Annotated in this window: 10 protein-coding genes; 8 read left to right on the top strand and 2 right to left on the bottom strand. The window is 70.7% G+C overall.

The genetic code is table 11. The features are described from left to right. The first annotated feature begins 66 nt into the window (after positions 1 to 66). The 4 genes from N5875_RS23140 (at position 67) to N5875_RS23125 (ending at position 2,793) form a co-directional block, all read left to right on the top strand. The gene (locus tag N5875_RS23140) at positions 67 to 660 is read left to right on the top strand and encodes a 50S ribosomal protein L25/general stress protein Ctc (protein ID WP_318210895.1); all 594 of its coding nucleotides are present in this window, start codon (positions 67 to 69) and stop codon (positions 658 to 660) included. A gap of 122 nt (positions 661 to 782) precedes the next feature. After that, positions 783 to 1,379: an aminoacyl-tRNA hydrolase gene (gene pth, locus N5875_RS23135; protein WP_318210894.1), complete on the top strand. Its 597-nt coding sequence runs from the start codon at positions 783 to 785 to the stop codon at positions 1,377 to 1,379. A gap of 42 nt (positions 1,380 to 1,421) precedes the next feature. Then, positions 1,422 to 1,865 (top strand): hypothetical protein, encoded by a 444-nt coding sequence (locus tag N5875_RS23130; protein WP_318210893.1) that lies wholly within the window; start codon positions 1,422 to 1,424, stop codon positions 1,863 to 1,865. 157 nt (positions 1,866 to 2,022) lie between these two features. Then, positions 2,023 to 2,793 (top strand): LPXTG cell wall anchor domain-containing protein, encoded by a 771-nt coding sequence (locus tag N5875_RS23125; RefSeq protein WP_318210892.1) that lies wholly within the window; start codon positions 2,023 to 2,025, stop codon positions 2,791 to 2,793. Between the two features lie 70 nt (positions 2,794 to 2,863). Here the strand turns inward: N5875_RS23125 and ppc are convergent, their stop codons facing one another. Then, a complete protein-coding gene (gene ppc / locus N5875_RS23120) occupies positions 2,864 to 5,593 on the bottom strand; it encodes a phosphoenolpyruvate carboxylase (protein WP_318210891.1) in 2,730 nt (909 codons plus the stop codon). Positions 5,594 to 5,845: 252 nt separating this feature from the next. Between ppc and N5875_RS23115 the strand changes: the two genes are divergently transcribed. The 4 genes from N5875_RS23115 (at position 5,846) to N5875_RS23100 (ending at position 11,389) form a co-directional block, all read left to right on the top strand. Then, positions 5,846 to 6,817 carry a fatty acid desaturase gene (locus tag N5875_RS23115; protein ID WP_318210890.1) on the top strand — a complete coding sequence of 324 codons (972 nt, stop codon included), beginning with the start codon at positions 5,846 to 5,848 and terminating at the stop codon, positions 6,815 to 6,817. Beyond that, positions 6,817 to 7,500, top strand: a complete 684-nt coding sequence (locus N5875_RS23110; protein ID WP_318210955.1) for a TetR/AcrR family transcriptional regulator — start codon at positions 6,817 to 6,819, stop codon at positions 7,498 to 7,500. The genes N5875_RS23115 and N5875_RS23110 overlap by 1 nt, the downstream gene beginning before the upstream one ends. A gap of 221 nt (positions 7,501 to 7,721) precedes the next feature. Then, a complete protein-coding gene (locus N5875_RS23105) occupies positions 7,722 to 9,449 on the top strand; it encodes a VCBS repeat-containing protein (protein ID WP_318210889.1) in 1,728 nt (575 codons plus the stop codon). A 206-nt stretch (positions 9,450 to 9,655) separates the two neighbouring features. Continuing rightward, positions 9,656 to 11,389: a VCBS repeat-containing protein gene (locus N5875_RS23100; protein ID WP_338495663.1), complete on the top strand. Its 1,734-nt coding sequence runs from the start codon at positions 9,656 to 9,658 to the stop codon at positions 11,387 to 11,389. Between the two features lie 91 nt (positions 11,390 to 11,480). Here N5875_RS23100 and N5875_RS23095 read toward each other — a convergent pair whose 3' ends face one another. Further along, positions 11,481 to 12,323, bottom strand: coding sequence for a trans-aconitate 2-methyltransferase (locus N5875_RS23095; protein WP_318210887.1), 843 nt, complete (start codon positions 12,321 to 12,323; stop codon positions 11,481 to 11,483). Positions 12,324 to 12,377: the final 54 nt, after the last annotated feature.

Genomic DNA, 12,377 nt, shown 5'->3' with positions numbered 1-12,377 from the left:
GCAGGCCATCGCCAGTCGTGGCCGGGTGACCCAGATTTTTCGTCACCTTTCTACGAGGAGTGCACCATGTCCGAGGTCAAGCTCGCCGCTGCCGTCCGTACCGAGTTCGGCAAGGGCGCCGCCCGCGCGATCCGCCGCAACTCCCAGGTTCCCGCCGTCGTCTACGGCCACGGCTCCGAGCCGGCGCACGTGACCCTCCCGGCCCACGACCTGGCCCTGGCCCTGCGTACGCCGAACGTCCTGCTGTCCCTGGACATCGACGGCAAGAACGAGCTGGCGATCCCGAAGGCCGTCCAGCGTGACGCCATCAAGGGCTTCCTCGTCCACGTCGACCTGCTCCTCGTGAAGCGTGGCGAGAAGGTCACCGTCGAGATCCCCGTGCAGGCCGAGGGCGAGCTCGCCGCCGGTGGCAACCTGCTGGAGCACGTGCTCAACACCCTCTCCATCGAGGCCGAGGCCACCCACCTCCCCGAGTCCGTCACGGTCTCCGTCGAGGGCCTGGAGGCCGGTGCCTCCGTCCTCGCCAAGGACATCGCCCTCCCGAAGGGCTCGACCCTGGTGACCGACGCCGACGCCGTCGTCCTCCAGGTCCTGGCCGCGCAGGCCGAGGAGCCGGCCGCCGAGGCCGAGACCGAGGCCGCCGAGGGCGCCGAGGCCTGAGCCGTAGGCTCTGCTTGACGTGACGGGGTGATGGGCCGCACGGCCCGTCACCCCGTTTTTCGTATCTGGACGTACCTGAACATCTGGACATCTGGACATCTGGACGAGGAGACGTGGATCGGATGACCGACGACGCGAACGCGCCCTGGCTGATCGTCGGCCTCGGCAATCCCGGGCCCGAGTACGCGGCCAACCGGCACAACATCGGGTTCATGGTGGTGGACCTGCTCGCCGAGCGGATGCGGGGCTCGTTCAAGCGGGCGGGGAAGGCGCAGGCGCAGGTCGTGGAGGGCCGGATGGGTCCGCCGGGACCCGCGAGCCGTCGGGTGATCCTGGCGAAGCCGATGTCGTACATGAACCTGTCGGGTGGCCCGGTGACGGCGTTGCGCGACTTCTACAAGGTGCCGACGGCGAACATCGTGGCGGTCCACGACGAGCTGGACATCGACTACTCGGTGCTGCGGCTGAAGATCGGCGGCGGCGACAACGGGCACAACGGTCTGAAGTCGATGACGAAGGCGATGGGTGCGGAGTACCACCGGGTGCGGTGCGGGATCGGGCGTCCGCCGGGCCGGATGCAGGTGGCGGACTTCGTCCTGAAGGACTTCTCGTCGACGGAGCGCAAGGACCTGGACTGGTTCGTGGACCGGGCGGCGGACTCGGTGGAGTGCCTGGTGGCGGAGGGTCTGGAGCGGGCCCAGTCGGCGTACAACTCCTAGGAGGCCTGGTCTCCGGAACGTACGACTGTACGATCGCGGGTCATGACGCACGTCCGTAACGCCGCCATGGCCCTGGTCGCCCTTCTTCTCGTCGTCGCGGGCGCCTGGGCCTCCTGGAACTCGGCCCAGCACGTTCTGCTCGCCAAGGGGCGGGAGCACGGCACGCTGACGGTGACCGGGTGCACCGACGACACGTGCAGCGGCCGCTACGCCCCGGAGGACGCCTCCTCGACGCGCCGGACGCTGACGATCGCGCGTTCGGTGGCGGCGGAGCAGGGCGCGACGATCCCGGTGGTGGTGAAGCCGGGTACGGACGAGGGCGTGCGGACGGGCTGGGGCGGTGGTCTGCACGCGTGGCTGCCGCTGGGCGGGGCGTTGTTGCTGGCGGCGCCGCTGATCGGGGGCGGTCTGCGGCTGCCGAGGGCGGCGTGGTCGGCGGCGGGGGTGGGCGGGGCGTTGCTCGTGGCGGCGTTCTTCGCGCTCTGAGAGTGGTTGAGGGCGCCTGAGGGTTGTGGCCTGATTCCACCAATTTCCCGGCGGGATCGTTATCGACCTCTGCCTTAAGGATGACTTGAAGCGACGGATAGGCTGCCCCCCTGCCACCCCCCACGGCATCCCTCATCCCATAGATGGACGACTGCACATGCGACGTTCTCTCATCCCTGCCGCCGCACTTGTCGCGGCCATGGCAGGTTCCCTCGTCCTGGCCCCGGTGGCCTCCGCCTCGGAAGGCCCCAAGCCGCTCCCGCTGCACCAGACGGTTCCCGTGACCGCCGCCGAGTTCGGCAAGCCCGGGGAGTGCAAGACCATTCCGGCCGACCAGGACGGCTGGCACTTCGTCATTCCCGGCAACAGTGCGGTGTTCACCAAGCTGACGGTGACCTTCGACAACGGCGACCCGATCGTCATCACCAAGTTCGGTCCGCCGAAGGACGACCACGCGTACGTGGCCTCCGCGCCGGGTGCCGAGCTGACCTCCGCGGTCGCGGAGGTCTCCGGTGAGGTCTCGCAGGGGTTCTTCAACCTCTCGCACACCTGCCCGGCGACCGTGAAGCCGACCCCGACCGGCACGCCGAGCACCAGCGCGCCGACGCCGACGGACACGCCGACGACCGAGACGCCCGGTACCGAGACCCCTGGTACCGAGACGCCCGGCACGGAGACCCCCGGGACCGAGTCGCCCGCTCCGTCGGAGACCCCCGGTGCCTCGGAGACCCCCGGTGGCACCGAGTCGCCGTCCGCGTCCGCCCCCGCGGGTGAGACCGGCACGGGCGGCACCGACAGCAAGGACGGCGACCTCGCCGAGACCGGCTCCAGCGCCCCCGTCGGCGTGCTCGCCGCCGTCGCCGTGGCCCTCGCGGGTGTCGGCGCGTTCCTGGTGACCCGCCGCCGCAAGGCCGGGCAGCAGGGCTGACGTACCCCGTCATGACGGAGCCCCCGCCGGATCCCCGGCGGGGGCTCTGTCGTGCGTGCGGGCAGGCGCGTCAGCCGGTGTTGCGGAGGCCCGCCGCGACACCGTTCACGGTGAGGAGCAGGGCCCGTGCGAGCAGCGGGTCCGGGTCCTCGCCGCGCTCGGCGGCACCGCGCTGGCGGGCCAGGAGGGCGACCTGGAGGTAGGAGATCGGGTCCAGGTAGGCGTCGCGGATGGCGAAGGTCTGCTGGAGGACCGGGTTGGAGTCCAGGAGCTTCTCGCCGCCGGTGACCTTGAGGACCTCGGCGACGGTCAGTGCGTGCTCGGCCTCGATGGTGTCGAAGACGTGCTTGAGGTCGTCGGGGACCAGGGTGTCGACGTAGTGGCGGGCGATCCGCAGGTCGGTCTTCGCGAGCGTCATCTCGACGTTGGAGAGGAAGTTGCGGAAGAAGTGCCACTGCTCGTACATCTCGCCGAGGACCGGGTCGAGGCCGGCCTCACGGAGGGCCTTGAGGCCGGAGCCGACGCCGAACCAGCCGGGGACGATCTGCCGGGACTGGGTCCAGCCGAAGACCCACGGGATGGCCCGCAGGCCGTCGAGGGAGACGCCCGAGCCGGGGCGGCGGGAGGGCCGCGAGCCCAGGTGCAGGTCGGCGAGCTGGTCGACCGGGGTCGAGGCGAGGAAGTACGTCGGCAGGTCCGGGTCCTCGACGAGCTTGCGGTACGCGGTGTGGGCGGCGTCCGAGACGGTGTCCATGGCCGCGTCCCAGCGGGCCAGGGCCTCGTCGGACTGGCGCGGCGCGGTGTGGAGGGCGGAGGCCTGGAGGGTGGCGGCGACCGTCAGTTCCAGGTTCTCGCGGGCCAGGGACGGGATGAGGTACTTGTCGGAGATGACCTCGCCCTGCTCGGTCACCTTGATCTCGCCCTCCAGGGTGCCCCAGGGCTGGGCGAGGATCGCGTCGTGCGAGGGGCCGCCGCCGCGGCCGACGGTGCCGCCGCGGCCGTGGAAGAGGCGGAGCCGTACGCCGTAGCGATGGGCGACGTCGCGGAGGCGACGCTGGGCGCGGTGGATCTCCCACTGGGAGGTCGTGATGCCGCCGAACTTCGACGAGTCCGAGTAGCCGAGCATGACCTCCTGGACGTCGCCGCGGAGCGAGACGAGGCGCCGGTAGGAGGGGTCGGCGAGCATGCCGTCGAGGATGACGTCGGCGGCCTTGAGCTCGTCGGTGGTCTCCAGGAGCGGCACGATGCCGATCTTGGCCCAGCCGCCGTGGAGGTCGATCAGGCCTGCCTCGCGGGCGAGGACGGCGGCGGCGAAGACGTCGTCGGCGCCCTGGCACATCGAGATGATGTAGGACTCGATGACCTCGGGGCCGAAGCGCTCGAAGGCTTCCTTGATGGTGTGGAAGACGCCGAGGGTCTTCTGTCCGGCCGCGTCGAGCGGGGCGGGCGTGGGTGCGAGCGGCCTCCTCGACCGCAGCTCCTTGGCGAGGAGCTTCTGCCGGTAGTCGCGCGGCATGTCGACGTACCGCCAGGACTCCTCGCCGAGGCGGTCGAAGAGCTGCCCGAGGGCGTGGTGGTGGGCGTCGGCGTGCTCGCGTACGTCCATGGTGGCGAGCTGGAGGCCGAAGGCGGAGAGGGTGCGGATGGTGCGGTCCATCCGGCCGTCGGCGAAGAGCGCGCCGCGGTGCTCGCGCAGCGAGGTCTGGATCAGGGTGAGGTCGTGGACGAGCTCGGCGGTGCCGAGGTAGTCGCGGCCGTCCTGGTGGGGGGTGCCGGAGGCGAGGCGCTCGCGGGTGTTGACGAGCTTCTGCCGGATGCAGGTGGCCTTGAGGCGGTACGGCTCCTCGGCGTTGAGGCGCTTGTAGCGGGGGCTGATCTCCGGGAGGAGTTCCAGGTCGCGCTGGAGGGAGTCCAGGAGTTCCTGGGTGGCTCCGGCGTAGCGGATGGAGTTGGAGAGGAGTCCGCGCAGGTAGTCGACGAGTTCGAGGGCGTCGGTGATGCCGTGCTCGTGCTGGAGGATCAGGATGTCCCTGGTCACCTGGGGGGTGACGTTGGGGTTGCCGTCGCGGTCGCCGCCGATCCAGGTGCCGAAGGTGAGCGGGCGGGTGCCGGCGGGGAGTTCGACGCCGACGCGCTCCAGTTCGGCGGCGAGGTCCTCCAGGACGTCGCCGACGGCGCCGGCGTGCAGCTCGTCGAGGTAGTAGATGGCGTTGCGGGCCTCGTCGGCGGGCTCGGGGCGGACGACCCGGAGTTCGTCGGTCTGCCAGATGAGGTCGATGTTCTCGGCGAGCCGCAGGTCGTGGCGGCGCCGGTCGGCCTCGATGACCGGGGTCTCCAGGAGGGCGGCGATGCGGCGCAGCTTGTTGAGGACGGAGCGGCGGGCGGCTTCGGTGGGGTGCGCGGTGAAGACGGGCCGGACGTTGAGGTTCTTGACCGTCTCGCGGACGTGCTCGGGGTCGCCGTCCTTGAGCATGTCGGCGGTGCGGGCGAGGAGGCCGCCCTCGGCGGCGCGCTTCTCGCGCATCTCGCGGCCGCGGTGGACCTGCTCGGTGACGTTCGCGAGGTGGAAGTAGGTGGAGAAGGCGCGTACCAGCTTGGCGGCCGTCTCCAGCTCGACGCCTCGGAGCAGCTCGGCGGCTGCCTCGCCGTTCTCGCGGGTGAGGCTGCGGACCCGCTCGACGAGGTCGAGGAGCTCGTGGCCCTCCTGGCGGACGAGGGTCTCGCCGAGGAGATCGCCCAGTCGGCGGATGTCGGCGCGCAGCTCGGTGCTGGCGGTGGGGGTCTGGTCGGCACTGCTCACAGGTGCGGCTCCTTGCAGTGTTTGAGCACGTCTGGAGGGGTACTGGAGGCTTGCGGACCGCGCTGTCCGACGCACCCAGGATAGGTGTCCATCTGTCGGACAGCGGTCAGGGTCCTCTTGTGCCCCCTTGCCGCGCGCCCCGGCGCTGCCATACTTACGACGCCGTAGGTTACGGAAGCGTAGCCTCGTGCTCGTTTCGTACCGTTCCGCTCCCTTTCATCCTTATCCCTCCCTCATCCCCAGGGGACATCCATGACCACGAGCCCTGAGTTGCTCGAAACCGATCAGGACCACCTGCCCTCCGGCACGCTCGGCGGGGACAAGAAGCGATCGATCGAGCAGATCACGCTGCTGCTGTTCATCACGGTGCCCTTCGTCGCGCTGATCGCGGCGGTGCCGCTGGCGTGGAGCTGGGGCGGCGTGTCGTGGCTCGATCTGGGTCTGATGGTGGCGATGTACTACATCGGCTGCCACGGCATCACGATCGGCTACCACCGTTACTTCACGCATGGTTCGTTCAAGGCCAAGCGGCCGCTGCGGATCGCGCTCGCGATCATGGGCTCGCTGGCCGTGGAGGGGCCACTGGTGCGCTGGGTGGCGGACCACCGCAAGCACCACAAGTTCTCGGACGCGGAGGGCGACCCGCACTCGCCGTGGCGTTTCGGTGAGACGGTGCCGGCCCTGATGAAGGGGCTGTGGTGGGCGCACATCGGCTGGATGTTCGACGAGGAGCGGACGCCGCAGGCGAAGTACGCGCCCGACCTGATCAAGGACCCGGCGCTCCGGCGGATCTCCCGTGACTTCATCTTCTGGACGATGCTGTCGCTCGCGATCCCGCCGCTGGTGGGCGGTCTGGTGACGATGTCCTGGTGGGGCGCGTTCACCGCGTTCTTCTGGGGTTCGCTGGTGCGGGTCGCGCTGCTGCACCACGTGACCTGGTCGATCAACTCGATCTGTCACGCGGTGGGCAAGCGTCCGTTCAAGTCGCGGGACCGTTCGGGCAACGTGTGGTGGCTGGCGGTGCTGTCCTGCGGCGAGTCCTGGCACAACCTGCACCACGCCGACCCGACGTCGGCGCGGCACGGGGTGCTGCGCGGCCAGGTCGACTCCAGCGCGCGGCTGATCCGCTGGTTCGAGCTGGCGGGCTGGGCGTACGACGTGCGCTGGCCGGCGAAGGAGCGCATCGAAGCCCGCCGCCAGAGCGCGCCCGCAGACGCGGCATGATGGAAGACGTGGCGATCGACGGCAGGACCAGTGGCACCGGCAGCGGCGAGCAGAAGCCCCGGCGGGGCCGCCGGGTGCGGATGACGGGTGCGGAGCGCCGGGAGCAGCTGCTGGACATCGGCCGGACACTCTTCGCCGAGAAGGGCTTCGAGGGCACGTCGGTGGAGGAGATCGCGGCGAAGGCCGGGGTCTCCAAGCCGGTGGTGTACGAGCACTTCGGGGGCAAGGAGGGGCTGTACGCGGTCGTGGTCGACCGGGAGATGCGCCAGCTTCTCGACGGGGTGACGGGCGCGCTGACGGCGGGGCATCCGCGGGAGCTCCTGGAGCAGGCGGCGTTCGCGCTGCTCGACTACATCGAGAACTACACGGACGGTTTCCGGATTCTCGTACGGGACTCCCCGGTGGCGCAGTCGACGGGCACGTTCGCGTCGCTGATCAGTGACATCGCCACGCAGGTGGAGGACATCCTGGGCCTGGAGTTCAAGGCCCGCGGTTTCGACCCGAAGCTGGCGCCGCTGTACGCGCAGGCGCTGGTGGGCAGTGTGGCGCTGACGGGTCAGTGGTGGCTGGACGTCCGCAAGCCGAAGAAGGCGGAGGTCGCGGCGCATCTGGTGAACCTGGCGTGGCACGGTCTGGACGGTCTGGAGCCGAAGCCGCGGTTGATAGGGCACCGGAAGAGCTGACCGGACGGTCGGACTCTCGGACCGGACGGTCGGATTCACCGAGTAAAGCCCTGGCATATGACGCGCCCGCGGGTAGAATCGCGTTCAACATCCGGGGGGGGTGTTCCGACCTTCTGACGAGGTCGTCTCCGCGTGCCCAGTGGGCCTGCGCTGACGCCGTCCGATGCCGTGCGAGCCCCCCTGTTTGGTTCCGTCGAACCTCTGGTCCCTGGGGGGATCTCTTGCTTTTCACGTACTCCAAGCGTGCCCGCCGTGTCGCCGCCTGCACCGCGCTCGCCGTCTCGGCCGGCATGCTGCTCGCGGGCACGGCGTCCGCCGACACCCCGGCGCCGGTTCCGTCGGTCGAGAAGGCGACGCCTTCGTTCGCGCCGCCGAAGCTGACGCTCCCGAAGAAGGACACCGCCCGCGCGGCCAAGGACGGTGCGCGGGCGGGCATCGCCTCGGCCGAGGCCACGCCCCTGCTGCTGTCCGACCTGGACCTGGACGGCGTCGAGGACATCATCTTCCGCACGGCGGACGGCGCGCTCTACTCGAGCACGACCACGGCGGCCGGTGGCGACTTCGAGCTCTACCGCTACGACGACGTCGCGAAGGACATCATCCCGATCGGCAACCAGGGCGGCAGCACGGCCGAACCCGAGGTGCTCGTCCTCTCCGAGACCGGCACGCTCACCCTGTACACCGACGCCGACCCGACCGGCACCCCGTACTCCTCGGTGGTGGGCGGTGGCTGGCAGGCCTACAACAAGATCGCCTCGCCCGGCGATGTGAACGGCGACGGCCGCGCCGACGTGATCGCCCGCACCCAGGACGGCGTCCTCTACCTGTACCTGGGCACCGGCAGCACGTCCGCGCCGCTGTCCGGCCGGATCCTGGTCGGCGGCGGCTGGGGCGTCTACGACCAGCTCGTGGGCCTCGGCGACGGCACCGGCGACGGCCGCGCCGACCTGTACGCCCGCGACACCACCGGCACGCTGTGGTTCTACGCCGGTACGGGCGACAAGAACAAGCCGTTCGGCACCCGCAAGTCCATCGGCGGCGGCTGGAACACCTACAACCAGATCCTGCCCAACGGCGGCGGCGACGTGCTGGCCCGGGACAACGCGGGCACGCTCTTCTACTACCCGGCCAACGGCGACGGCACCCTGGGCGGGCGCACGCAGACCGGTGACACGGGCGACCTGCTGGGCGTCGCGCAGCTCGCCGGCGCCGGCAACAACCCGTACACGGGCAAGGAGGGCGTCTACGCGACGACCCCCGGCGGGGCGCTGTACTGGTACACGAACTCCACCACCGGCAAGCTGATGCCGCGCGAGGAGTTCCTCGGTGCGGGCGGCATGAGCGGCCTGACCGTCACGAACCTCTCCTCGCTGAACGCGGACGGCCTCTCCGACCTGGCCGTCCAGGAGAACGGCGACCCGTCCGGCTTCCTGTACATCGAGGGCAACACGATCGGCAGCGGCTGGGGCGTCTACAACGCCCTCGTGGGCCCCGGCGACCTGAGCGGCGACGGCAAGGCCGACCTGCTGGCCCGTGACCGTTCCGGCGTCCTGTACCTGTACAAGGGCAACGGCAAGGGCACGGCTTTCGCGACGCGGATCAAGGTCGGCGGCGGCTGGGGTTCCTTCAACAAGATCGTCGGCGCCGGTGACTTCACCGGTGACGGCCGTACGGACATCGCGGCCCGCACCTCGGGCGGTGACCTGTACGTGTACCCGGGCACGGGTGTCGCGGCCACGCCGTTCGGTGCGCGGAAGTGGGTCGGCAGTGGCTGGAACACGTACACCAAGGTGGTCGCCCCCGGCGACCTGAACGCCGACGGCAAGGCCGACCTGCTGGGCGTGACCTCGGGCGGCGACCTGTACCGCTACCTGAACACGGCGCCGGGCAAGTTCGCGCCGCGGTTCAGGCTCGGTGGCGGCTTCCAGGTCTACAACACGATGTCGTAGCACCGCTTCCCGGACAGCCGGGGACGCCCCGTACCGGACACCGGTGCGGGGCGTCCCCCTTCCCGGGAACCTTCTGTCACCCCCGGGCGGTATGCTCCCGAAACACCCGGGGGGTGTTCGCCCTTCGTACGCGCTTTCTGCCGTACGGAGAGGCCGCGGACGCCCGTCCCCGGTCCGACGACATTCTGATCCCTGGGGGGGATCTCTTGCGTTCTGCGCACCTCACGCGTGCCCGCCTCGCGGCCTGCACCGCACTCGTTCTCTCCGCGGGCATGCTGCTCGCGACCCCGGCGTCGGCCGATCGGCCCGCGCCGCCCCACCCCGCCGTCGAGAAGCCGGCGGCCGACTTCACCCCGCCGCCGCTGACGCGGCCGGTGCCCGGCACGGCCCGCGCCGGTGCCGCCGGTACCGCCGAGGCCGACGGTGCCGCCGCCACGGGGTCCAGGGTCCCCGCGCCGCTGTCGGACTTCGACGGCGACGGCGTGAGCGACCTGATCTACCGCGGCTGGAACGGCAACGTCTACACCGCGACGGCCGCGGGCGAGGGCGGTGTCTTCAGCGCGGGCTCGCTGCCGAAGGACATCGTCCCGATCGGCAACCAGGACGCGGTCGGCGGCGGCCCCGAGGTCCTGATGCTCTCGGAGCAGGGCGCGCTCACGATGTACGCCGACGCCACGCCCACCTCGGCGGCGTACGCGTGGCAGGGCAAGGGCTGGCAGATCTACAACAAGCTCTTCTCGCCCGGCGACGTGAACGACGACAACCTGGCGGACCTGCTCGCCCGCGACACCGCCGGCAACCTGTGGCTGTACTACGCGACCGGCAAGCGCAGCGCGCCGTTCTCGGCGCGGGTGAAGCTCGGCCCCGGCTGGAACATCTACGACCAGCTCGTCGGCTTCGGCGACAACAACAGCGACGGCTGGACCGACTTCTACGCCCGTGACACCGCCGGCACCCTGTGGTTCTACGCCGGCACGGCCGACAAGAGCAGGCCCTTCGCGACCCGGGTGTCGGTCGGCCCCGGCTGGAACATCTACAACACGATCATTCCCGTCGGCGACGACAACGGCGACGGCAGCGGCGAGCTGCTCGCCCGCGACGCCAAGGGCACCTTCTGGTACTACACCGGCAAGGGCAACGGCACCCTGGCGACCCGTATACAGGCCGGCTCCGTGGGCGGCTGGGAAGGCGTCCCGCAGTTCGGCGGCGCGAGCAACAACCCGGTCGCCGCCACCAAGGAAGGCGTCCTGGCGCGGGACTCGGCCGGCACGATGTTCTGGTACGGCAGCCGGACCAACGGCTACCTCACCGCGCGCGACCAGTACGGCGACTCGGGCGGCTGGCGGGGTGCCGACTACACGCACCTGGCCTCGCTGGACCCGGACAACTCGTCCGACATCGCGCAGCTCTTCGACAACGGCCTGTACATCGACGGCGTCCTCATCGGTACGGGCTGGGGCGTCTACAACGCGCTCGTCGGTCCGGGCGACCTGAGCGGCGACGGCAAGGGCGATCTGCTGGCCCGCGACCGCTCCGGCAACCTGTACCTCTACCAGGGCAACGGGCAGAGCACGGCGTTCGCGACGCGGATCAAGGTCGGCGGCGGCTGGGGTTCCTTCAACAAGATCGTCGGCGCCGGTGACTACACCGGTGACGGCCGTACGGACATCGCGGCCCGCACCTCGGGCGGCGACCTGTACGTGTACCCGGGCACGGGTGTCGCGGCCACGCCGTTCGGTGCGCGGAAGTGGGTCGGCAGCGGCTGGAACACGTACACCAAGCTGGTCGCGCCGGGCGACCTGAACGCCGACGGCAAGGGTGACCTGCTGGGCGTGGCCTCGAACGGCGACCTCTACAGCTACCTGAACACCGCCCCGGGCAAGTTCGGCAACCGGAACAGGCTCGGCCCCGGCTTCCAGATCTACAACGCCATGTCGTAGCACCTCGCCATGGACACACGCGGGCGCCCCGCACCGGAACTCCGGTGCGGGGCGTCCGCGTCCACGGGCCGCTGGTGCCGGCCCGCGCGCGTCAGTGGGGCTTGCGGGCCACGGCGAAGATCCGCCGGAACGGGAACACCGTGCCGTGCGGGCCCCGGGGGTAGGCCTCCCGGAGGAGGTCCCGGTACTGGCCGAGGAAGGCGTCGATCGCGTCCTGGTCGTCGCCCAGGGTGGTGAGGACGGGCCGCAGTGCCGTGCCCTTGACCCAGTCGAGGACGGGGTCCTCGCCCTGGAGCAGCTGGCAGTACGTGGTCTCCCAGACATCCGTCTCGCAGCCGAGGTCGGTGAGGCGGGTGAGGTAGTCGGGGGCGTCGAGGATATGGACGAAGCGCCGGCCCTGGTCGCCGAGCCGGCCGCGCCACTCGGGGGTGTCGCAGAGTTCGCCGAGCAGGGCGTGGCTGGGCGAGGTGAAGTTGCCGGGGACCTGGAAGGCGAGGGTGCCGCCGGGCCGGAGTCCGTCGATCCAGCCGGCGAAGGACTCGGGGTGGTTGGGCACCCACTGGAGGGCGGCGTTGGAGACGATCAGGTCGTAGGGCTCGGTGGGGGTCCAGTGGGCGGCGTCGGCGGGCCGGAAGTCGATCCAGCCGCCGCCGCGGGTGGTGCCGGACCAGTCCTTCTCGGCCTGCTGCAGCATCTCGGGCGAGAGGTCGAAGCCGGTGATGTGGGCGTCCGCCCAGCGGTCGGCGAGGAGGACCGTCACGTTGCCCGGGCCGCACCCGAGGTCGGCGATCCGGGCGGGCCGGTCCTGGGCGGGCAGGTGCGGTATTCGGGTGAGCAGGTCGAGGAAGGGCCGTGTGCGGTGGCCCGAGTGCCGGAGGTACTGCTGTGGATCCCATGTCGGCGCGGATGGTGCGGCGGATTCCACGGAATGCATGTTCGAAGCCCCCTTGCTGGAACGAGTTGCCGAAGCGGAACGGAGTTCCGGCCG

This window comes from Streptomyces sp. SJL17-4, assembly GCF_036826855.1.
GTDB lineage: Bacteria > Actinomycetota > Actinomycetes > Streptomycetales > Streptomycetaceae > Streptomyces.
Note: the sequence above shows the minus strand (reverse complement) of the source record. Positions and strands in the feature narration are given on the sequence as shown.

Excerpts from the sequence above, each read along its gene's own strand:
- N5875_RS23140 (WP_318210895.1), top strand. The coding sequence starts at position 67 with ATGTCCGAGGTCAAGCTCGCCGCTGCCGTCCGTACCGAGTTCGGCAAG.
- pth (WP_318210894.1), top strand. The coding sequence starts at position 783 with ATGACCGACGACGCGAACGCGCCCTGGCTGATCGTCGGCCTCGGCAAT.
- N5875_RS23130 (WP_318210893.1), top strand. The coding sequence starts at position 1,422 with ATGACGCACGTCCGTAACGCCGCCATGGCCCTGGTCGCCCTTCTTCTC.
- N5875_RS23125 (WP_318210892.1), top strand. The coding sequence starts at position 2,023 with ATGCGACGTTCTCTCATCCCTGCCGCCGCACTTGTCGCGGCCATGGCA.
- N5875_RS23115 (WP_318210890.1), top strand. The coding sequence starts at position 5,846 with ATGACCACGAGCCCTGAGTTGCTCGAAACCGATCAGGACCACCTGCCC.
- N5875_RS23110 (WP_318210955.1), top strand. The coding sequence starts at position 6,817 with ATGGAAGACGTGGCGATCGACGGCAGGACCAGTGGCACCGGCAGCGGC.
- N5875_RS23095 (WP_318210887.1), bottom strand. The coding sequence starts at position 12,323 with ATGCATTCCGTGGAATCCGCCGCACCATCCGCGCCGACATGGGATCCA.